Consider the following 22,163-nt stretch of genomic DNA (forward strand, 5'->3'; position numbering starts at 1 on the left):
CCTCTCCCCTTTCTTACTGTACTACCGCTTGTTTATGGTCTTTGGCAGGCGTTTGGTGAACCTTTGTATTGGCTTCAAAAGCATACATAATTGCGTCTTCTTCTGATAAACCCGCCGCTTTTTGTTCTTCGATGCTGAGGAGCATTTGTTTATAGTTTTTCGGAATGACTTTGATAAAGGTTTCTGCGGCTTTTTCCCAATTGTCCAGGAGATCTGCGGCTTTTTTGCTGTTTGTCAGCGCCGCGTGCCGTTTGACCATTTCTTGCACTTCTTTGATCTCAGCCTCATCCGTCAGCTTTTCAAATGAAATCATTTCCATGTTGCATTTGCGTTTAAATGCTTTGGCATCATCACTCAGGACGTATGCGATACCGCCTGACATTCCCGCCCCGAAGTTTTTGCCGACTTCGCCGAGGACGACAACCCGGCCGCCTGTCATGTATTCACAGCCGTGGTCTCCGATACCTTCTACAACGACATTGACTCCGCTGTTACGGACTGCAAAACGTTCACCGGCGCGCCCGTTAATGTACGCTTCCCCGCTTGTTGCTCCGTAAAATGCGACGTTCCCGATAATAACGTTATCGTGTGTTTCACAATTGAAGGCATCAGGCGCTTTCACGATGATTTTTCCGCCTGAAAGCCCTTTGCCTACGTAGTCATTTGAATCGCCGTTCAAATGAAGCGTCATCCCTTTAGGGACAAATGCTCCGAAACTCTGTCCGGCTGATCCGGTAAAATGAAGTCTGATTGTATCATCCGGCAGGCCTTCAGCTCCGTAGCGTTTAGAAATTTCACTTCCCGTCACGGTTCCGGCTACACGATTTGTATTATTGATCTTGATTTCAGCTTCCGCTTCCTGACCGGCTTCAATTGCAGCCTGAACCGCCGGAAGAATAACCGTCATATCAAGCGACTCGTCGATTTTATGGTTTTGCGCCGTACGGAAAGTACGTACGCCTTCAGGCTGGTACAGCAGTGTGGATAAATCAAGCTGGCCCGCTTTCCAATGCGCTTTTGCACGTTCACTGACATGAAGAACGTCTGTCCGTCCGATCATTTCATCAAGCGTCTTAAAGCCTAACTCTGCCATATATTCACGCACTTCTTCTGCGACAAACAGCATGTAATTTACGATATGGTCAGGATCGCCCATGAATTTCTTGCGGAGCTCCGGATTTTGCGTCGCGACACCTACAGGACATGTATCTAAATGGCAGGCGCGCATCATGACACAGCCGAGAACGACAAGCGGCGCTGTAGCAAAGCCGAATTCCTCCGCACCGAGCAAGGCGGCCATCACGACATCTCGGCCTGTCATCAGCTTACCGTCCGTTTCCAATACCACGCGATCCCGTAAACCGTTCAGCATCAGCGTTTGGTGAGCTTCTGCAAGACCAAGCTCCCACGGAAGACCCGTATGTTTAATACTCGTTTTCGGCGACGCGCCCGTTCCGCCATCGTAGCCGCTGATGACGATGACATCCGCAGTGCCTTTTGCCACACCGGCCGCAATCGTGCCGACACCGGCTTTTGACACGAGCTTGACGCTGATTCGCGCGCTTCGATTTGCATTTTTCAAATCATGGATCAGCTGCGCCAAATCTTCAATTGAATAAATATCATGGTGAGGAGGCGGTGAGATCAGCCCTACACCTGGTGTAGAACCGCGGACATCCGCGACCCAAGGATATACTTTGTTGCCCGGAAGCTGACCGCCTTCTCCCGGCTTCGCCCCTTGCGCCATTTTGATCTGCAATTCATCCGCATTGACGAGATAATGGCTCTTTACGCCGAAACGGCCGGAAGCGATCTGTTTAATCGCACTTCTTCTGTCGTCGCCATTTTCATCCGGAACGAAACGTTTCGGGTCCTCGCCGCCTTCTCCGCTGTTGCTTTTTCCGCCAAGCCTGTTCATCGCTATCGCTAAAGCCTCATGGGCTTCCTTGCTTAATGAACCGAATGACATCGCTCCTGTTTTAAAACGTTTCACAATGGACGCAGCTGATTCAACTTCCTCTAATTTTAAAGGCTTGCGGTCTTCTTTGAAGGCGAACAGATTGCGTAAAAATCCGATTCGTTCTTCATCCGCTGCATGAGAATACTGCTTAAACAGGCCGTAATCATTTTTGCGGCACGCCCATTGCAGAGTATGGATGGTTTTCGGATTGAAAGCGTGGTGCTCTCCCCCGTTTCGCCATTGGAATTCACTACCCGGCTCAAGGGTTTGGCTGTAATCATCCTTGTACGCCGCTTGGTGGCGCTTCTTCGCTTCTTGCGCAATCGTTTCGATATCGATTCCGCCAAGCTGAGATGCAGTACCGGTAAAGTATTTGGCGATAACGTCTTCACCGATGCCGACCGCTTCAAAAATTTGGGCGCCCCTGTAACTTTGCACAGTTGAAATTCCCATTTTTGACATCACTTTCACGACGCCTTCTGTTACGCTCTTTCCGTATTTGCTGACAGCTTCTTCATACGGAATATCAAGCCGGCCTTCATCGATTTCCTGCTTATACGTAGCGTAAGTCAAATACGGATTGACAGCATCGGCACCATATCCGATGAGAGCCGCAAAGTGATGAACTTCACGCGCTTCCCCGGATTCAACGATAATGCTTGCTTTTGTTCGCAGACCTTGGCGGATCAAATGCTGATGCAGCGCACTGACGGCCAAAAGCGGCGGAATCGGCGTCAACTCTTTACTCATTGCCCTGTCAGATAAAATTAACAGAGATACGCCTTCCTTGATCGCTTTTTCCGCCTGCTGAAACAAATCCTTCAGGCCTTTTTCTAGGTCATCGGAAAACAGCGTGCGGATGTTCTGGCTCTTAATGTCAGGGTGCACAAGTGTTTTCAGCGCATAAAACTGTTCGTTTGATAATACAGGAGTATACAATTTTATGCGGCGTGCATTTCTTTCACTCGGATGCAGCAGATCGCCTTCAGCTCCGAGCCATGTCACCGTGGAGGTCACAAGCTGCTCGCGGATCGCGTCAATCGGCGGGTTTGTGACTTGCGCAAACAGCTGTTTAAAGTAATGAAACAGTGATTGGGCGCGATCGGATAAAACGGCGAGCGGCGAATCATTTCCCATAGAGCCGAGCGGGTCCTTGCCTTCTTTAATAACAGGAATTAAATACTTCTGAATATCTTCATACGTATAGCCAAACGCTTTTTGACGGACGAGAAGATCATCGAATTGTTCCTCTTCCCGGATTTCCGGGTCAGGATTCACTTGAACCAATTCTTCTTCAAGCCATTTTTGATAAGGGAATTCATTGGCAATTTCTGTTTTCACTTCTTCATCTGAAATAATCCGGCCTTCCTCTAAGTCAATGAGCAGCATTTTTCCGGGCTCCAGACGTTTTTTATGAAGAATGTTCTCCTGCTCTACTTCAATAACGCCGACCTCAGATGAGAAAATAATATGGTCATCTTTTGTCACATAGTAACGTGCCGGACGCAGGCCGTTACGGTCAAGGATGGCGCCGATTTGTTTTCCGTCCGTAAACGAAATGGCGGTCGGCCCGTCCCACGGCTCCATTAAAGAGCTGTGATATTCATAAAAAGCCCGTTTCGCTTTAGACATGTGAGTGTTTTCCGTCCATGGTTCCGGAATCAGCATCATTGCCGTATGTGCCGGTTTCCGCCCCGCCATCACGAAAAATTCAAACGCATTATCAAGAATGGATGAGTCACTTCCCTCAGCATTTAAAATCGGCAGTACTTTGTGAAGATCGTCTCCGAAGCTTTCTGAAACGAACTGCTGCTCCCTCGCTCTCATCCAATTGATGTTGCCCCGGAGCGTATTGATTTCTCCGTTATGAATCAGATAGCGGTTCGGATGGGCACGTTCCCAAGTAGGAAAGGTATTTGTGCTGAATCTTGAATGCACGAGTGAAAATGCAGATACGAAGGTTTCATCCTGCAAATCCAAATAAAAAGCGTCAACCTGCTCAGGCGTTAACAATCCTTTATAAACAATAGTCTGGCTTGACAAGCTTGCGAAGTAAAAATCAAGCTGTTCTTGAACGCCCCAATTTTCCGCCTGCTTCCGGATGACATACAGTTTGCGTTCAAAAGCAAGGCTGTCTTTCAAATCGTTTGCGGCGCCGATGAATACTTGACGCACATACGGGCAAGTACTTTGTGCCACTGTTCCGATTTTTCCGACATTTACAGGGACGGTTCTCCAGCCGAGAACGATCTGTCCTTCCTGCTCAATGAATGCATTCACCTGTTTTTCGATCTTTTTTCTTTCCTCTTCATTTTGCGAGAAAAAGACCATTCCTACCCCGTAACGGCCTTTTTCCGGCAGTCTCATTTCTCCGCACTCTTTCTTAAAAAAAGCATCAGGGATCTGAACCATCAGGCCGGCGCCGTCACCCGTATTCGGATCACTGCCCTGTCCTCCTCTGTGATCCAGCTGGCAAAGCATCTTCAGTCCTTTTTTGACAATGTCATGTGAAGGTTTCCCTTTTAAATGGGCATACAAGCCGATTCCGCATGCATCGTGCTCAAATTCCGGACGGTAGAGACCTTGTGCTTTCGGCATTTGATTGTAAGTCATAATTCCTCTCCCCCGATCAGTTTCCGTTAATTATCGGTCATAAAATCTGACAACTTTAAATTAATTGTAAGTTTTCAAAACAATATAAACAATATATAATTTAGATCAAATACATCTCAATATGAGATAGATGGGTGTGAACGCAATGGAATTACGCCAGCTTCGGTATTTTATGGAGGTAGCAGAACGGGAACATGTGTCAGAAGCGGCTGATCATCTGCATGTCGCACAATCCGCCATCAGCAGGCAGATTGCAAATCTTGAAGAAGAGCTGAAAGTCACTTTATTTGAACGGGAAGGCAGAAATATTAAATTAACGCCGATCGGCAAGCAATTTTTAGAACATGTTAAAACGGCGATGAAAGCAATTGATTACGCGAAGGAACAAATTGATGAATATCTTGATCCGAATCGCGGAACCGTCAAAATAGGATTTCCGACGAGCCTTGCAAGCCAGCTTTTGCCGACGGTGATTTCGGCATTTAAAGAGGAATACCCGAACGTTGAGTTTTTGCTCCGTCAGGGGTCTTATAAGTTTTTAATTGAAGCCGTAAGAAACAGGGATATAGATGCGGCGCTGCTCGGCCCCGTTCCGACGGAATTCCCCGACATAACAGGCCATATCTTATTCACGGAAAAGATTTACGCGCTTGTTCCGCTGCATCATCCGCTTGCCAAACAGAAAAATATTCATTTAATTGATCTGCGCGGCGACCAATTCGTTTTATTTCCTGAAGGGTTTATTCTCCGAAACATGGCGATTGACGCTTGCAGACAGGCCGGCTTTGCGCCGCTTGTATCGACGGAGGGCGAGGATTTAGATGCCATTAAAGGATTAGTCTCCGCGGGGATGGGAGTGACTTTATTACCTGAAAGCACCTTTGCAGAAACCACACCCCGGTTCACGGTCAAAATTCCGATTGAATTTCCTCAAGTGAAGCGCACCGTAGGCATTATTAAACCAAAAGGAAGGGAACTGGCTCCGTCTGCAAATGATTTCTATCATTTTGTCATTCAATTTTTCTCCAAACTTGAACAATATCAATAAAAAACAAACCCGAGCTTCAAAACGAAGCCTCGGGCTTTTTCATATTTTTATAGATCTTTCTCAGCCGATCGGAATGGATAGTTCAACGTGACAGACAAATGCTTCCGGATCAATGACTGATTGATCGGCCTGTTTATGCGGCGTTTCTTTAAATGTCTTCAGCTGGGCTGAGGAATAGTTGACGATGCCGAGTCCGAGCTCTTCTCCCTGCTGATCAAGCAGCCTGACAACCGCTCCGCAGCTGAATCTGCCCTTAATCTGCTCGATGTCCTGCGGTGACAGCTCCATATTTCCGTTCGCGACATCACGGCTGCTTTCTTTTTCCATCACAATTTCACCTTCTGGACCGGAATTAAACGCAAGCCATTGTTCTTTGTGGTTTAACGGCAGGGTTCCTTCCGCTTCAAAATAAGTTCCTTCAGCAGCCTCATCTACCGCTTGAAGCAGAATGTCCGGAATGTTAGCCTGCCCGAGAAAGCCTTTAATACCCGAGGCCATCACAATTTTAAAAGCATCCAGTTTCGAACGCATTCCGCCTGTTCCCATCTCACTCCCGGCATCTCCCGCGCTCGCTTCTATTTCCGGGGTAATGTCACTTACATGTCTGATTCTTTTCGCCTTCGGGTTGCTGCGCGGATTATCATCATATAAACCGTCAATGTCTGATAAAATCACAAGCATGTCGGCATCAATTAAACCTGCCACCTTCGCTGCGAGTGTATCGTTATCTCCGAATTTCAGCCGGTTGACTGTGACCGTGTCATTTTCATTAATAATCGGAATAATGCCCCGTTCCAAAAGGACGTTCATCGTATTGCGCACATTATGGTAGCGGTATTCATCGGAAAAGTCGCTTCTTGTAATTAAAATTTGTGATGCGACATAACCGTGCGCTAAAAACAGCTTTGAATAAGCCTCCATTAATAATCCCTGCCCGATGGAAGCAGAAGCCTGTTTTTCAGGGAGGCTTTCCGGTTTCTGAATAAATCCGAGCTTCCGATAACCTGCCGCCACTGCGCCGGAAGATACTAAAATCACTTCATAGCCGCTGTCTTTCAGCTGTGCGATTTGATCCACCAATGCTTCCAGCTTTCTTCTGCTGATTTCCCCGTGCAGGCTCGTCAGTGAGCTGCTGCCGATTTTCACCGCGACTCTTTTGATCTTCGTCCGAGACGTCACTGTATCACTCCTGTTTTTTAACGATTATAGTGCTGCCGTTTTTTCAATTGTTTTGCTGATCTCAATAGAACGTTCGGTCGCGTGTTTAATGGCTTTGGCAATGGCTTCTCCGCCGCCTTCTGACCTGAGCGCATCGAGGCCGGCTTCCGTCGTGCCGTTTGGAGAGGTGATGTTTTCCCGAAGCACATCCGGTTTTTCACCCGTTTCCATCAGCATTTTAGCGGCGCCCAATAACGTTTGCGCGCCGATTTTGCGGGACAGCCGTTTGTCTAAGCCGGCTTCTTCACCTGCTTTTTCAATAAACTCCATTAAATAATAAAAGTACGCCGGTCCGCTGCCTGCGATGCCGGTGAAAATGTCCATCTGATCTTCTTTGATCACGTACACTTCCCCGAGGCATTCCAAAAGGGATAGAGCGGTTTTTGCTGAACCGTAAGAAACATGGTCTCCGAAAGCCGCAGCTGTTGCCGATTCGCCGATCATGCTGGATGTGTTCGGCATCACTCTTACAACCGGCTGACGGTCATGTAATGATTGTTGTATAAATGAGGTTGTTATGCCTGCCAGAACAGACAGGATGATTTGATGAGGTTGAATACGCCGTTTCAGCGTAGCAAGAGCGATTTCAGCATCCTTCGGTTTCATGGCTAAAATAAAGACATCAATGTCTTCGGTTTTCATGCTGTCAAAAGCAATGCCTTGAATTCCGTATTGATGTTCCAATTCAGCGAGTCGCTCTGTATTGCGGCGGTTTGTCACGCAGATGTTTTGGTTGGGAATTTTTTTTGCGCGGACCATGCCTGATATCATTCCTTCAGCCATTGATCCTGCTCCGATAAAAGCAACTTTCTTTTGATCTAAGATCGGTAACATCTCCCTTGTTCGTATTTTGTTCGTATTTTTCACACGTTTTTTATGTTACCACTTCAGGAGTCGATGTCAAGTTTGAAGGTTTTATTGATGTGTATTGTTCCGAGCCTGTTATTATGTATAATGAATCACAGAACAAACCTTACAAATCTTTTGAGCCCGGGAGGCCGGGTGCGTTCCGGCCGGATTTAAAAATTATCTGAAATGGCTTTTTCTATCAGCTTTTTGCAGCGGTCAAGCTCTGTCTTCAGCTGTTTTTTGTAAAGCTTCGCAGCTTCATAGTCTTTAAATTGATAGAGAACGACTTCCTGGAGTTTGGCTCCCTCTTTTTTCACTTTCACTTGCTTTAAAATCCCGTCATCCAAAAGTTCGTGAAGTGAACGGTACACCTCGGTATGATTCGGCTTAAAACCGATGGGTTTAAATTCCGAACGCAGCACCTCGAGAAGCTTCAGTCCGTAAAGCCGTTCCTGCTCTGTCATTGTAATCATGTAAAGCTTTAAAAAAGCTCTTTGTTTCACTAAAAAACCGGTTGAACTTCTTTTTTCTTCTTTCAATATGTGCACACCCTTCCTTCTAACAAATTATTCCATGTACTAAATATTCTCTTTATTTTCCGTTTCCCCTTTTATCGTTCGGACAGTTTGGTTTGTATTGATTTGTTTTTTGGAGGCGGGGAAAAATAATTTTAATGAACATTTGGTACATAGTTTATTTAGTTTAATTATAACTGATATCGGTTTCTTTTTCACTCTTTTTTCTGCAAAAACGGATCTTTATGCCTATTTATTCGGGTTGCGGAAACAAAAAAAGACCCGTCACGAAGACAGGTCCCCTTTTGTTTAAGGATTAGTTGACCACAAACCGGCAGTTTTGATGAAAATGCGCGGATGTAATTTCAATTGAGCAACCATATATTCTGCAAGATCCTCAGGCTGCATGACTTTTTCCGGATTGCCGTCTGTCAGATTTAATTCAATAGACATGTCGCTGGCAACCGTGCTCGGCGTCATTGCGCTGACACGGATATTGTGTTTTCTGACTTCCTGCATGAGAGATTCGGTCAGACCGAGAACGGCAAATTTAGAAGCGCTGTACGCACTTGTCGCCGCGGCGCCTCTTTGGCCCGCCGTAGAAGAAATATTAATGATATCTCCTGATTTTCTCTCAATCATTTCAGGAAGAACGGCGCGTGTCACGTGGTATACACCCATTACATTAACTTGAATGATGTCTTCCCACTCTTCAGGCGTAAGATCCAAAAATCCGCCGAATTTGCTGATTCCGGCATTGTTAATCAAGATGTCAATCTCACCGAGTTCTTCTTTAATAGAGGAGACGGCTTGCTCAACCTCTTTTTGGTTTTTTACATCGGCAGCAGCGAATGATGCCTTTACACCAAGGGCTTTCACTTCTTCCGCAACCTTTTCGACATTTGCTTCTGTGCGGCCGATTAAACCGATATTGACTCCTTCTTTGGCTAAAGCGATAGCGGCGGCGCGGCCGATTCCTCTGCCCGCACCCGTGATAAGAGCCGTTTTGTTTTGTAAGCTTTCCACGTCTTTCACCCTTTCTGAATGTCCTTATGTACGATTTCACATTATAAGCAGAAAAAAAACAATTAGCAAATAAAATGATTCAACACGATCCGTAAAGGGTATCAACTGAAAAAAAGGAGTGAAAAGAAGATGATCATCATTTTGTATATCAGTGCTGCCGTTGCGGCTGCCGCATTAATTTATGCAGCCGTATCCGCCGTGCATTTTAAAAGAAACACAGCGCCTGATATAAAGAAAATTAACGCCGCGACAGCGTCCATGCAGACGGCCGTTGATGAAATCAAAACAGAAACCGATCTGTTATCGCAAAAGCAAAAAGAACTGCAGGAAGATTTTCTCACTAAAAAAACAGCCGTGCAAACGACGGCGGCCGAAGTTAAAGGAACGCCTCACGTCTTAAAAATGCTCTGGAACGCCGGTAAAAGTGATGTATGAGCCTGCATGTCATCCGACGTTTTTGATGACACTAAGAGAAACCGGCGGATTCAAGGAGGCATAACATGATTTGCGATCGTGAGCGGCTTGCGCGTTTTTTGCAGCAGCTTAAATCACCATCTTCTTCGGGAGGGTTTACAAAATCGGATTTGCTGACTCCGGCTTTCCATTTAGCCAAGGACGGAGATCTGGATTTGTATTATTCGCCTCATAATGAATATATTAACCCTCATGCAGTCGTTGCCATTTCCGGAATCACACCCGGTTTTTTTCAAATGCAGCTGGCTTACAAAAAAGCGGCACAGCTTTTAAAAAATGGCGAAACTCTTGAAACGATAGCGTATGAAACAAAAAAAGCGGCCGGACTTTCCGGTTCAATGAGACAGAACATCATCGAAATGCTTAATGAATGCGGTCTGCCGGCCGCGCTTCACGTTGAGGATTCATCCCGATTATTTGATTCAAAACGGGAGCTTCTTCATACAACGTCCGTTATCAAACACCCTGTTTTTTATAAACAGAAAAACTATACGGGACATCGGCCGGCAATCAGCAGATCAGCTCTTCTCAGCCGTTACGCGCTGACATGTTTTCCGGATGAAATAGAAATGATAGAAAAGGACATTCTGCTTATCCCTCTCGGTAAAGCAGCAGAATCAGCCTGCCGCATGCTGAAGAAGAACGGCAGAATGGGTCATGCGGTCATTCTGGAAGGCTTCCCGCATCCGTCCGGAGCAAACGGACATCGTTTCAAACAATTTCACGAAAACAAACAATCGTTACGTGAACAAATTCAGCGCTTTGCCGGGTTTCTTCAGCAGCTGTAAAAAACGCCCCGAATTTTCGGGGCGCTGCTGTTAAGAAGCGTATTCAGGCAATGCTTTATTGTGTTTTGCCGTTTTCTCTTCAGGTATTTTGATTTGATTTGTCAAGATTGCACTTACGAAATAGAGCGCTGCGAAAATCCATACAACGCCTTGTGCGCCGACAAGTCCGATGAACGCCCAGGCAAGCGCGGGGCCGACAAATGCCGACAGTCCCGCAGCCAGATTTAACACAGACATGGCAGCACCTTTATCGCTGCCGGCCGCCGTCGGCACGATAGCCCCGACCGGAACGAACCCGGCGAGGAGCCCTCCCCATATAAAACCGACAATGCTGACGAAAAGCAAGTTCCCATGTGATACAACAGGTGCATAATATAATAAAAGAGTAAAAATGCCGCAGCCCACTCCCCCGAACCACATGACAGTCTTTTTCCAGCCGAAGGCATCGCCGACTGCGCCGAAGATTAAGTTAAAGACGATATTTCCGAGAAAGATCGTTCCCCAAATTTGAAGCCATACATTTGTAGAAATGCCGTGCTGCGCCATATGCATCGGGAGGAATACCGGAAATCCGTATGTTCCGATGCTGTTAATGATCCGAATGATCCCCCCAGAGAGCACGCGCGGATTTACAGCAAGGATGGTGATTCCCTTCATTAATTCCTGCGCCTTTTCCCGCTTATCTGCCTTTTTCTTTTCAAAGCGGTCCCTATTTAAAATCAAAGCAAAAAACGCGCCGAGGCAGACCCAGAAAATTGAACTCCACAGTGTATTCAAATAGCCGAAGGATTTGATGGCCCAGCTTGAATACCAAGCACCGAATACAAACATCCCGCAGCAATATGCAATCCAGAACCAGCCGACCGCCGTACTGAGCCTGTTTTTCGGCGACCGGTAAATCACCCATGTCAAAAATGAATAGGCAAACAGCGGATAACCCAGCCCTTTAATAAAATACGTGACATACATCACCGGCAAATTAAGATTTTCAAATCCGTATGCGATAAACGCGGCTGTTCCGATCACGTAAAACAACAGCCCCATAAACATCGTCCGCTTTGCGCCGAAGGCTTCGAGGCAGACCCCTGAAAACCAAGACGCCACAGCGAGAGAAATACCGTAAACCGTAAACAGGGATGCTGATTGCTGTACCGTCAAGCCGTTTTCAACTAAAAACGGGCTGAGCCAGCCTTGTTCAAGGCCGTCCCCCATCATAAACAGCACGACCCCCAAAAATCCCCAGGCGAGCTGTTTCGGAATTCCTATTTTATTAAGCATTTTTGTTCCTCCTCAGCAATCTTTCATGTTGTCATCTCATCCCCAAGTCAGGCTTTCACCGCCGGCTGAAAATGAGTAAATAATTCTTGCGTATGTTTCCATTCTTCATATAGGAAGAGATCCGTCTGATCCGCTTCCGGCTCAATTACCTTTGTGCTGCTCGAAAGCTCTGCTTTCACACCGAGAGCTTCGTTGCAAATCATCGCCGCTCCCATTGCGGATGCCTGGCTGAACCCCTCTCTCTTATAGATTTTCTTTTGCAGAAGGTTAGCAAGAAACTGCGTCAAAGCATCACTTTGGAAACCGCCGCCGCACACCTTCACATAATCTTGTGAAAAGGAAGCCACCTCTGTTAACGCCTCATAGTTCCATTTGATTGAAAAAGCGATTTCCAGCAGTGCGGCTTTGACAAAATGGGCTCTGCTTAAGTTTTGGGACAGCGGAGCGTCAAAAATAAATCCGCCTTTTGCCAGTGCGTTTTTCTCAGGCGATAAATAGGAGCCTAACGCAGAAATACAAGCATGATCGTGTTTCGGCAGACTTGCGATTTCCCGTTCCATGACGCCGTAGGATTCATTCGGATAAAAAATGGATTTTAATTTTTGATAATTGAGTCCTGTTACACCCGGATTCGTTTCAAGAAGCCATTGACCTTCTTCTGTATGGCAATTCAGCCATGCATTCTTTATACTTTCGGTTCCGGTCTCCGCTGTTATCTTTGTAATCGGCGTCGTCGTGCCGGATACGATGACGATATCTCCCGGCTTTGCATCTGCACTTTTGATGGCAAGCTGTGTGTCTCCCCCGCCTGCAATCACAGGCACTCTTTCAGATAGACCGAGAACCGCCGCTTTCTTAAACGTTAACATTCCGACAACCGTCCCAGATCGGACGAGTGAAGGAAGAATGGCAGAAGGCACACTGAAGATGTTGCATAATGTCTCTGACCACGCCTTTTTCCTTACGTCAAACAGCAGTGTTTCAGCAGCCTGTGACGGTTCATAGCTTAAAATACCGCTCAGCTCAAATGTCACCCAGTCACTGATGCTTGTGATGTACTTCACTTCTTTCCATAAAGACGGCTGTCTAGCTTTTAATCCGACAAGTTTCATGGCGGAAAATAAAGCGCTCGGAAGACGTCCGGTTTGCTGATGCACTTCTTCTTTTGCCTCAATCCCGTCTTTCCATTCACGGCCTCTGTTATCAATGTTGGGCAGACCGAGAAATGCCTTTTTATCTTTATTGATCAGAACAATTCCCTGCCTCTGGCTTGTTGAGGTGATTCCGATTAATGTAATATGAGGGCTTTTGGCAATAACCTTCCTTGCCATAGCGCTGATTTGCGTCCATAGCCCTTCCGGTGAGAAATATCGTCCGTCCGGATAAAGCGGATCCGTCACATATTCAATGTCTTCCCTTTCAAGCGCGGTCACTTCACCGCCGGCTGTCACGACCGCGACTCGCGCATTCCCCGTTCCGATGTCAAATACAAGGTAGCCTTTTTGTTCAGCCATTACAGCCTCCTCCTTCCGTTTCAAGTTCTCTTTTGTTATAAAGTTCACGTATTGAACAGGTTTGATCTTGTTTCCATTTGAAAAGCGCTCCATTTAAAACCTTCACATGATGATCCTCCACTTCAAACGTTGCGCCCGCTAAATGGGGAGTCGCTAACACATTCGGCAAAGAGATCAATTCATAATCAGAAGATTCAGGCGGTTCGTGATAAAACACGTCAAGGATCGCTCCCTTAATCCGCCGTTCTTTCAGCACCCGCAGCAGCTCTTCCCTGTCTGTAACCGCCGCTCTTGACGTATTGACAAAAACAGCTTCCTGTTTCATCAATTGAAAGTGCCGGGCGCCGATAAGGCCGATGGTTTCTTCTGTGCGCGGCAAGTGAACGGAAACAATATCACTTTCAGAAAATACCCGTTCAATCGTCGTTTTTTCATACTCCCGGTTTTCATGACGGACAAATGGGTCATAGTAAAGCACCTTGCAGTCAAAAGCGGCCAATAGCCGGGCGATTCTCTGTCCGACAGCTCCGAAACCGATAATACCGACTGTTTTCCCCGTCAGCTCATTTCCTCTGAATTTGACGTAAGCCTGCAAATAATCACCATTCCACTTCCCGTCCTTCAGCCACTGATGTGAAGAATACGTATGACGCAAAAATGAAATCACATTTCCGATAAACATTTCAGCAACAGCCTGGGCATTGCGGGCCGGTGTAAAGAAAACGGGGATTTTTCTTTTAGTCGCCGCCGCAATATTCACATTAGACGGCATTCCTCGGCAGACACCGATAAAAGCGGTATCGGGCAATATGTCAATAACACGCTCAGACACCTCATCAAGTTCAGTAATAAGCCCCGACGCGTTTGTCTCTTGAATCATTCGGATCAATTCATCTTCCCGATAGGCCCGGCCGTGCTTCTTCCACGGCCGGTGCACAGTCCGGCCGAACAGCTCAGTCAGCTCCTTCAGCCCCTCGTCGTGATATGGTGCGGTAATTAAAACCGTCATGGTGCAAAACATCCTTTTCACATAAATTTTTTCATAAAAAAATCTCTTTCCCCAAAGAAGGAAAGAGATTCATATACCGTCTTTATGCGCTTGAAGCGCACAAATATGTATAGATCATCCTTTCCTATCTTTCAAGCATACGCTTGCTGGAATTGGCACAATAAATGTTGCCGAGGTTTCGTAGGGCCAGTCCCTCCACCTCTCTGGATAGAAAATAAAATGATGAAATTGTCAGGCTGTTTAAAAGAATAAACTCATCATAGAAAAGTCTTTCCGTGATGTCAACACTTTTTTCTGAATTGACGTTCGATTTTGAAATGTTATAATGCTTACAATATAAACAAAGAGGAGAAATGGGCTATGAATTCTGCTGCAACACAGCCGAACGGGGTATTTAAGTCGGTATGCTCACTAGACTGTCCCGATCAATGCGGCTTGCTTGTGACAAAAAAAGACGGAAAAATCGTTAACATTCAGGGAGACCCCGATCACCCGGTCACATCAGGGAATATTTGCAACAAAGTCAGACACATGGCTGAGCGTATTTATGATGAGAAGCGCGTAACCGTTCCGTTAAAACGGATCGGTAAAAAAGGTGAAGCCGCGTTTGCGCCTATTTCCTGGGAGGAAGCGATCAATACGATCAGTGCGCGCTGGAAAGAGCTTATTGCCGAAGAAGGAGAGGAAAGCATTCTTCCGTACAGCTTTTACGGCAATATGGGAAAACTGGCGGCAGAGGGAATGGACCGCCGTTTTTTCCATCGTCTGGGAGCGAGTCATCTCGAACGGACGATCTGCAGCAAAGCCGGTTCTGAAGGCTATAACTATACAATGGGTGAAGGAGCGGGTACTGATCCGGAGGAGACCATACATGCAAAGCTCTTTATTTTTTGGGGGATCAATGCCGTCAGCACGAATATGCATCAAGTCATGATTGCTCAAAAAGCCCGGAAAAAAGGAGCTAAAATTGTCGTTATCGATGTACATAAGAACCAAACCGGCCGGCTTGCCGATTGGTTTATTTCCATTCGCCCCGGCACAGATGCCGCACTCGCCCTCGGTATCATGCATGTCTTATTCGACGAAAACCTTCACGATGAAGCATTTCTCACAGAATACACCGAAGGCAGTGACGAATTAAAAGCGCATGTTAAACACTATGATCCGGAAACGGTTTCTGCTATTACAGGCGTTAAAGCCGGCGATATCAGACGTCTTGCGAGAATGTACGGGGAAACCTCCCCTTCCCTTATCAGGATCGGAAACGGCATTCAGCACCATGACAACGGCGGAATGATCGTCCGCACCGTCGCCTGCCTTCCGGCTGTTACAGGACAGTGGCTCAACACCGGAGGAGGCGCAATCAAGCACAACAGCGCGGTATTAAACTATAACAGACAAGCGCTCCAGCGGCCTGATCTGCTTTACGGCAGGAAGCCGCGATCATTTAATATGAACAGGCTCGGAAGCGTTCTTTTAGAAACAAAACCGCCCGTACGCTCCCTGTTTATTTACGGTACGAATCCTGCAGTGGTTGCGCCGGAAGCGAATAAAGTCAGAAAAGGCCTGCTGCGGGAGGATTTATTTACAGTCGTTCACGATCTATTTTTAACGGAAACCGCCAAATATGCGGATATCGTGCTCCCTGCTTCATCCGCATTTGAAAACACAGATTTTTACACGTCTTACTGGCATCATTTTATTCAGCTGCAAAAACCGGTGATCGAACCCTACGGGGACAGCAAATCGAATACGGAAGTGTTCCGTTTGCTTGCCGGAGCAATGGGATTTACCGAGCAGGAGCTTCAGGATTCCGATGAAGAGTTGATCAGACAGGCGCTGGACTTTCCCGACAATCCGTATATCGAGGATATTGATTACGAAGCGCTCTCACGCCATTCCTTCATGAAAGCCAAACGGAAAAAACCGCTTTTTCCGGGAAAGCTCAAGACACCGAGCGGAAGAATTGAATTATATTCGGAAAAGATGAAACAGGACGGTTATCCGGCGCTGCCGACACACATCCCTCTTGAGAGCGATGACGATTTTCCGCTTTTATTTGTCCCGGGACCGAATCATAATTTTTTAAATTCAACATTTTCGAATAATGAAAAACACGTAAAATTAGAAAAAGCGCCAAAGCTTTTTATTCATACAGAAGATGCTGTACGCCAGAACATAGAAGACGGGGAAACCGTTAGAGTTTGGAATCACCGCGGCGAGTGTGAATTAACAGCTTCGGTCGGCGAACAGGTGCTTCCCGGCGTTGCAGTCAGCCAAGGTCTTTGGGCCGATATGGATGATAAAAAACAGCTTGTCAACTCGCTCACGCCCGATCGGCTGGCGGATATGGGCGGAGGCGCTGTTTTCTTCTCCGGAAAGGTGCAGGTGGAAAAGCTCAGCAATCAAAACCGCCCGCAATAAACGCCGGGCGGTTTTGATGAAGGCTGAATCCTTTCAGCCGGCTTCACCGTATAAAAAGTGATAACGTTTATTGGAGGTTTGCTGTATGGATATCATTACCGGCATCGGAATCGCTTTAGCCGGATATTTCATCGGAGACGGATTGAAAAACTTTAAATCACCTGATCCTCATGAACACACTGACCACATTCTCATTAAAGAAAAAGATCTGCACTTCTATATTGGTTATTATTTAGGAGTTACGAAGGAAGAAGCAAAACAAATCGTGCCCGACACCTCTGACATTCCGCATATCACGAGAAACGGAAAGCGGTATGTGCAGAAGAATACATTAAGAGAATGGCTGACTTCTATGCTGGAAAAAGAATAACAGCTGCCATGAAAAGCGGGAAGAGTTTTTCTCTTCCCGTTCATCAAGATACGCCGCCCTGCCTCTCTTCAACCCCAAACATACGACAGATATCGTTCTTACTTAACGAAACATCCCCTTCTTTAGATTTCAAATAAAACCCTTTCTTATATAACCGTATGACTTCCTCATATGTAAGCTCATGACGAAGGAGCGCCATTAAACGCCCGTCTTTTTTATCCTGTTTATTGAACCATTCATACTGTTCTGACCAGTTCACTTTCTGCATGTCAAACACCTTCTCACTTTGGATTAATGCCCTTTTCGCATTTATTATACTTATTTCCCCTTTTGTAAACACTCCGACTGCCTGTGACATTTTTGCATCCGCACCCACTACTATTAGTCACCATGTTGACTTATTTTCCATTTCGATGTATATTGTAATTGTCAACATGGTGACAATTCAGATAGGAGATACCTTATGGATATTAATTTACTAATGAAGGAACTGCATGTTATGCAACAAAGTTACGCATCATTATTTTCGGTTGTCAATAAAGTGCAGGCTCGGGGGGACGAATACTTAGAACTGTTGACTTCCCGACAGCACATGACTCTTATTGCTATTGCCCATTTACCGACGGAAGATACCACACTTATGAATATCGCTAAAAAGCTGGGCACAACAAAACAAACCGCTAACAAATTAATTTCAAGCCTCGCGAAAAAAGGATATGTTCACACTGTGCCAAGCAAACTGGATAAACGTGCAATCAATATTGAGATTACCGCTGAAGGAAAAAAAGCGTTAATTTCCTGTTCAGAAAAATCCACCTATTTTTTAGCGGATATGTTTCAAGACTTCACAACTGATGAAATTGAAACATTCTGGAGGCTATTGCAAAAACTTTATCGTTTTGATGGTGAAGAACAGGATGGTTTTGAAGAAAAAGCACATTTAAAAGTTGAAGATCAGGCACAATTCATCTCAGATGACTATGAAGAAAAAATCATGGCTGAATTTTCAAAACGGCGATATGGGGGTGCAGACGATGAATAATATGCTTTATCGAAAAGTAAAAGAAACAGAGGATAAGATGAAGGAAAAATGCTATGAGCTGAAAGATAAAATTGATCAATTTATTTCTCATGCTAAATATAAAATTCATTGCAAACGTAAACTGGACCGAGCCGGCAATTATATATCAATTGCCATCGGACTCTTTATCCTAACTGCCTCATGGCTGACCGCAACGCAATGGCTGCTTTGGATAGGCGCGGCGAGTATTTTGAGTAATGCCTGTTTGCTCATTATAAAGCCTGTTAAAAATTGAAAATCTGAAAAAAGCTCTCTAAAAGAGAGCTTTCTTTTATTAATCGTCCCAGTCTTCATCTTCTTCCCAGTCATCTTTCGCTTCCTGAATCTTATTATAAAAAAATTCGATAAAGCTTTCTGCAGCGATATCTTGATAGCCAATTATCCTATCCCATTCCACTACAGGGCATTCTCCGTCTTTCATTTTATTCGTATCTAGACAGTAAGCAAAAAAATCAACATCTTCTATGACAACAAGACCATCAGCAAGTCCATAATGTTGTTTATATTCTTTAGTTTTATCTGCAACTGACGCATGATCGAAGTTATAGCCTAAAACTAAAACCCCGAATAAACCACCAGCACCGTATTTTTCTAAGAACCATTTATAGCTAATAGGAAGTTCGCATTGGAGGATTTCTTCAATGCGAGTTATGTTTTCATGGCTTGCACCCTCTGTGAATATAGCATTTTGCTTGTTTTCATTAATAAAGTTTTCAACCTTTGAATAAATCATTTAATTTAAACACCTCAATTCTCATTCTCAAATTGTTTCGCTCTCCACTTCCAATATCTCTTTCGAAAGCTTTCATATTGTGCTTTTAAAACCTTATCATTTCTAAAACTTTCACCATCAGTCTTAAGCTTATGAATAACATCACTATATTTTGTATGTAAACTGTTTGGGATTTCAAGCATTGGGCCAGGTTCTTCTTGAATCAAGTGATGTAAATTAATCTGTGTGCCATCTTTTGCATAAGGAGCATTACCGTTTTTCATAAGCTGAAGATTTGTTACGCCAAATTCTGTTTTTTGGTTCATATCAATATCTTTCATAGTATACACTCTGCGGCTTATGTCTTTAACTTTTCCCTTTGCTTTTACCTTGCCCTTAACCTCAAAGGCACCATACTTTTCTTTATTTAACCAAGGAAGGTTTATTTCTTGACCAGTAAACGGCTTTCTCGTTCCATCCGGGATTTTCTTTGCATTGGTCAAAAGTTCATTTTTAAGGTTTTGGCTGTCAACCACATTGTATGGTACGTTATCGGCCAGAGCAAGATCATACTTAGAGTTATAAGGAAGCAGATCTGGAAGTTTAACGTCTTTAATTTTCTTCCCTGCCTGTCCTGCCTTGTTTATGACCTTCCCCGCCGCATCAGCTTTGTTAACGGCTCCTGCGCCTTTCGTTCCGACGACAGCCACAGCCACTGAACCGACCGCATATGTCACCCATCTTGATCTGGAGTAAGCATCTCCGTTCACCATATCCTTTTGATACGACTCTTCAATTGCCGCTTTAACAGCATCATATGTTTTAACAGGATGAAGTACTGCATTCCCCAGTGCTGACAGCGTTTCCCCCGGATCGGTTATGAAGTCCCATAGACCGGTCACCGTGTCTTTCCCGACATCATATAAACCAACGCCGGCTCCTTTTAAAATATCCCAAGTCACTTCTCCGGCTTCTTCCATCTGTTTTGCTTGTTCAAGCTGGATCACATATTGCTGCTGGGAAGGTTCAAGATTCTCGTAACCGATCTTCTTCGCAATTTCCAAGTATTCATCCGGATCGGTCACACCGTCAGCCAGCTTTTTCTTTAGATCCTTGATTTCCCGCTCTTTCGCTTCTTCCTTCTTAAACGTTAAATATGTGTCTGAGTGTCTTGCAATCTCGCCTTTTTTCTTATGTATGTCACTTTCTCTGTACGCCTTGGCGTTATAGTGAAGTGGTGTTACATTTTTCCCTTTGCCTGTAGCATTTTGGAGCTGCTGAAAATCTGCCTGAATGAAATGTTCATTTGCCTCGGTTTCTGCGTATTCTTTCGTTAGATCGTGATCAAGCTTTCCGAGTTTATGTATGGTCTTATCCCGTTTTTTGTCTGCTGAATCCAGCTTTTGATCGACATCTTCTGTAGAGAAAACATCAAGATGAATGATATCACTGATTTCATCAAGGATACCTTTCATTTCATTGCGCTGCTCCTGCATGATAGCTTGTGATGTATTCTTCGCATGTATCAACTCATGTTCTAAAAATGACTCTTCCACAAACGAATCGGCCAATCCGGCATCAGCTACTTTTCCTGAAATACTGTTAAGAAACGCAATCTTCATATCGATCAGATTAAGCCAGCTGTCTGTGACACCGGCGTGATCTTGAAAAAAAGCTTTAATGTTGTCAGCGCCTTTACCTGAAAACTCACTGTCATCCAAGTCAGCCATTCCCTGAAAAGCTTTCCTGAGATTGATAAATTGTTCTCTAATCTGATCGTATTCTTTTGCTCGTTTCTCCGCTGCTGAAATGAACGAGGATGCTTCAAATACCTTCATTTACGTCTCCTTTCCGCTTCTTTCTGTCTAAATTTTACCATAGGATATAAGATTAGATGAATCTCTTGCATTTGTCGAACTGCTTTATTTAAGATCATAAAATTTCAAACAAAACCTTACACGAAAGAATCTGGGATCGGCAAAACAAAGCCAAATATAACATATGTTGAAAAATCTCTTGCATTTCCACACCCGCCATGCTATATTGATATAGCGATGAGCTGAATTGTGTAAGCCGATGCACATGCCCTTGCGGCACACACGAATGTGGCGTGTGGTGTATCGCCTCAATACGCAAAAGACGTTTGCTTCTGCAAACGTCTTTTTTTATTATCCGATTTTCGTTCCGTTCGGTACTGTCTGCTCTGGCGTAAGCAGGACAACATCTCCTTTTTCCGGGATGCCGCCGAGAACGAGAACTTCTGACTTAAATCCGGCGATCCGCCGCGGCGGAAAGTTGACAATAGCGGTAACCTGTCTGCCCGTCAGATCACCCGGTTCGTACCGTTTTGTAATCTGGGCGCTTGATTGTTTCATGCCGATCTCTTCGCCGAAATCTATTGTCATCTTAATGGCCGGCACCTTTGCTTCCGGGAATACTTCCGCTTTTACGACCGTTCCTATTCTAAGATCAAGCTTGATAAAATCTTCGATGACTGCCATATCAAAAACTCCTTTTTTACAATCATGATACCAAAAAAAGAAGCAGTTTATTTAACCGATTTTCAGGATTATTTATCAGATTGAAAGGTGTTTCGGAAGACGCGCGGCGTTATTCCCTTATGTCTGACAAACCATCTGGTAAAGGAAGACAAATTTTGAAAGCCGACCTCCTGACTGATGTCTGTCAGCCGGCATTTTGTTTCAATAAGCATTTGTTCCGCTTTCTTCATACGGAGCTCAGCAATATAAGCTTGCGGGCTTTTTCCCGTCTGCTTTTTAAACCAGTCGGAATAATACGCCGGGTGGTAATGTTCCATTGCGGCGAGCTCTTTAATTGTAAAAGTCTTTGAGAGATTTCGGCGGATATACGCAATTGAATCATTCGTACGGTTTTCTTGTATCTTTTCAGCAATATATTCTGCAAGCAGACTCAATGAATGAGCCGACTGCTGCTTTGTCTCTTCTGTCAGCAGAAACCGAATCGATGTCCAAAAAGGATCAAGCTTATTCAGAACGCCGGGGTCAAAGGAACCTTTGAAAAAATATGCCGGTATGTCGAGAACGAGACATTCATTTCGCTCCAAAGAACGGAACCGATGTTCATGCCCGGGCGGAATATACAGCATTTGATCAGGTTTTAATCTGATTTCACGTCTTTCTGTCTCCAGGTCCAGCTGTCCTTCGAGCGGAAAGAGCATTTGGCAGTATGTGTGTGCATGAGAATCAAAAATATGTGAATAGGTGCGCCGCTCACAAATGATATGTTGTAATGAATCCATTTGT

Annotated in this window: 20 protein-coding genes and 1 riboswitch; of the genes, 7 read left to right on the forward strand and 13 right to left on the reverse strand. The window is 45.0% G+C overall.

The features are described from left to right. Positions 1-13 precede the first annotated feature (13 nt). Complete coding sequence (gene gltB, locus U2H13_RS09855; protein ID WP_179156056.1) at positions 14-4,573, reverse strand: glutamate synthase large subunit; 4,560 nt, start codon at positions 4,571-4,573, stop codon at positions 14-16. Positions 4,574-4,718: 145 nt separating this feature from the next. Between gltB and U2H13_RS09860 the strand changes: the two genes are divergently transcribed. After that, positions 4,719-5,621: a LysR family transcriptional regulator gene (locus tag U2H13_RS09860; protein ID WP_014418086.1), complete on the forward strand. Its 903-nt coding sequence runs from the start codon at positions 4,719-4,721 to the stop codon at positions 5,619-5,621. A gap of 60 nt (positions 5,622-5,681) precedes the next feature. Here U2H13_RS09860 and proB read toward each other — a convergent pair whose 3' ends face one another. From proB to U2H13_RS09880, 4 genes are all read right to left on the reverse strand, one after another. Continuing rightward, positions 5,682-6,800: a glutamate 5-kinase gene (gene proB, locus U2H13_RS09865; protein WP_121984709.1), complete on the reverse strand. Its 1,119-nt coding sequence runs from the start codon at positions 6,798-6,800 to the stop codon at positions 5,682-5,684. A gap of 24 nt (positions 6,801-6,824) precedes the next feature. Then, entirely contained in the window at positions 6,825-7,673 is an 849-nt protein-coding gene (gene proC, locus U2H13_RS09870) for a pyrroline-5-carboxylate reductase (protein WP_076983621.1), read from the reverse strand. 185 nt (positions 7,674-7,858) lie between these two features. Further along, on the reverse strand, positions 7,859-8,227 hold the full coding sequence (gene rtp / locus U2H13_RS09875) for a replication termination protein (protein WP_003153833.1): 369 nt from the start codon (positions 8,225-8,227) through the stop codon (positions 7,859-7,861). Between the two features lie 285 nt (positions 8,228-8,512). Next, complete coding sequence (locus U2H13_RS09880; RefSeq protein ID WP_007407344.1) at positions 8,513-9,229, reverse strand: 3-ketoacyl-ACP reductase; 717 nt, start codon at positions 9,227-9,229, stop codon at positions 8,513-8,515. Positions 9,230-9,358: 129 nt separating this feature from the next. Here U2H13_RS09880 and U2H13_RS09885 point away from each other — a divergent pair, with 129 nt between their 5' ends. After that, positions 9,359-9,664 (forward strand): hypothetical protein, encoded by a 306-nt coding sequence (locus U2H13_RS09885; protein WP_014418090.1) that lies wholly within the window; start codon positions 9,359-9,361, stop codon positions 9,662-9,664. Positions 9,665-9,729: 65 nt separating this feature from the next. Next, positions 9,730-10,491, forward strand: coding sequence for a hypothetical protein (locus tag U2H13_RS09890; RefSeq protein WP_014418091.1), 762 nt, complete (start codon positions 9,730-9,732; stop codon positions 10,489-10,491). A gap of 30 nt (positions 10,492-10,521) precedes the next feature. Here U2H13_RS09890 and U2H13_RS09895 read toward each other — a convergent pair whose 3' ends face one another. The 3 genes from U2H13_RS09895 to U2H13_RS09905 are packed head-to-tail and all read right to left on the reverse strand — an operon-like array spanning position 10,522 to position 14,292. Then, positions 10,522-11,769, reverse strand: a complete 1,248-nt coding sequence (locus tag U2H13_RS09895) for an RbtT/DalT/CsbX family MFS transporter (protein WP_025650370.1) — start codon at positions 11,767-11,769, stop codon at positions 10,522-10,524. Between the two features lie 47 nt (positions 11,770-11,816). Beyond that, complete coding sequence (locus U2H13_RS09900) at positions 11,817-13,283, reverse strand: FGGY-family carbohydrate kinase (RefSeq protein WP_103526829.1); 1,467 nt, start codon at positions 13,281-13,283, stop codon at positions 11,817-11,819. Next, positions 13,276-14,292: a 2-hydroxyacid dehydrogenase gene (locus tag U2H13_RS09905; RefSeq protein ID WP_121984711.1), complete on the reverse strand. Its 1,017-nt coding sequence runs from the start codon at positions 14,290-14,292 to the stop codon at positions 13,276-13,278. Before U2H13_RS09905 ends, U2H13_RS09900 begins: the two co-directional genes overlap by 8 nt. A gap of 121 nt (positions 14,293-14,413) precedes the next feature. Further along, a riboswitch (SAM riboswitch) is annotated at positions 14,414-14,506 on the reverse strand. A gap of 146 nt (positions 14,507-14,652) precedes the next feature. Here U2H13_RS09905 and U2H13_RS09910 point away from each other — a divergent pair. Both U2H13_RS09910 and U2H13_RS09915 read left to right on the forward strand, forming a co-directional pair. Then, a complete protein-coding gene (locus U2H13_RS09910; RefSeq protein ID WP_121984712.1) occupies positions 14,653-16,716 on the forward strand; it encodes a molybdopterin oxidoreductase family protein in 2,064 nt (687 codons plus the stop codon). 85 nt (positions 16,717-16,801) lie between these two features. Further along, entirely contained in the window at positions 16,802-17,086 is a 285-nt protein-coding gene (locus tag U2H13_RS09915; protein WP_014418096.1) for a hypothetical protein, read from the forward strand. Positions 17,087-17,129: 43 nt separating this feature from the next. Here the strand turns inward: U2H13_RS09915 and U2H13_RS09920 are convergent, their stop codons facing one another. Further along, positions 17,130-17,354: a hypothetical protein gene (locus U2H13_RS09920; protein WP_026092256.1), complete on the reverse strand. Its 225-nt coding sequence runs from the start codon at positions 17,352-17,354 to the stop codon at positions 17,130-17,132. Between the two features lie 195 nt (positions 17,355-17,549). Between U2H13_RS09920 and U2H13_RS09925 the strand changes: the two genes are divergently transcribed. Together U2H13_RS09925 and U2H13_RS09930 are read left to right on the forward strand one after the other, a co-directional pair. Next, on the forward strand, positions 17,550-18,128 hold the full coding sequence (locus U2H13_RS09925) for a MarR family winged helix-turn-helix transcriptional regulator (protein ID WP_017417951.1): 579 nt from the start codon (positions 17,550-17,552) through the stop codon (positions 18,126-18,128). Further along, a complete protein-coding gene (locus U2H13_RS09930) occupies positions 18,121-18,402 on the forward strand; it encodes a hypothetical protein (protein WP_017417952.1) in 282 nt (93 codons plus the stop codon). The genes U2H13_RS09925 and U2H13_RS09930 overlap by 8 nt, the downstream gene beginning before the upstream one ends. A 39-nt stretch (positions 18,403-18,441) precedes the next feature. Here U2H13_RS09930 and U2H13_RS09935 read toward each other — a convergent pair whose 3' ends face one another. The 4 genes from U2H13_RS09935 to U2H13_RS09950 all read right to left on the reverse strand — a co-directional run bounded on the left by U2H13_RS09935 (position 18,442) and on the right by U2H13_RS09950 (position 22,159). Continuing rightward, positions 18,442-18,900 carry an SMI1/KNR4 family protein gene (locus tag U2H13_RS09935; RefSeq protein ID WP_014418100.1) on the reverse strand — a complete coding sequence of 153 codons (459 nt, stop codon included), beginning with the start codon at positions 18,898-18,900 and terminating at the stop codon, positions 18,442-18,444. Positions 18,901-18,914: 14 nt separating this feature from the next. Further along, positions 18,915-20,717, reverse strand: coding sequence for a T7SS effector LXG polymorphic toxin (locus U2H13_RS09940; protein ID WP_088056478.1), 1,803 nt, complete (start codon positions 20,715-20,717; stop codon positions 18,915-18,917). A gap of 330 nt (positions 20,718-21,047) precedes the next feature. Then, positions 21,048-21,380 (reverse strand): chaperone CsaA, encoded by a 333-nt coding sequence (csaA, locus tag U2H13_RS09945; RefSeq protein WP_007611940.1) that lies wholly within the window; start codon positions 21,378-21,380, stop codon positions 21,048-21,050. Between the two features lie 68 nt (positions 21,381-21,448). Further along, complete coding sequence (locus U2H13_RS09950) at positions 21,449-22,159, reverse strand: helix-turn-helix domain-containing protein (protein WP_025852279.1); 711 nt, start codon at positions 22,157-22,159, stop codon at positions 21,449-21,451. Positions 22,160-22,163 lie beyond the last annotated feature (4 nt).

Source organism: Bacillus sp. A1 (assembly GCF_042296235.1).
Classification (GTDB): Bacteria; Bacillota; Bacilli; order Bacillales; family Bacillaceae; genus Bacillus; species Bacillus velezensis.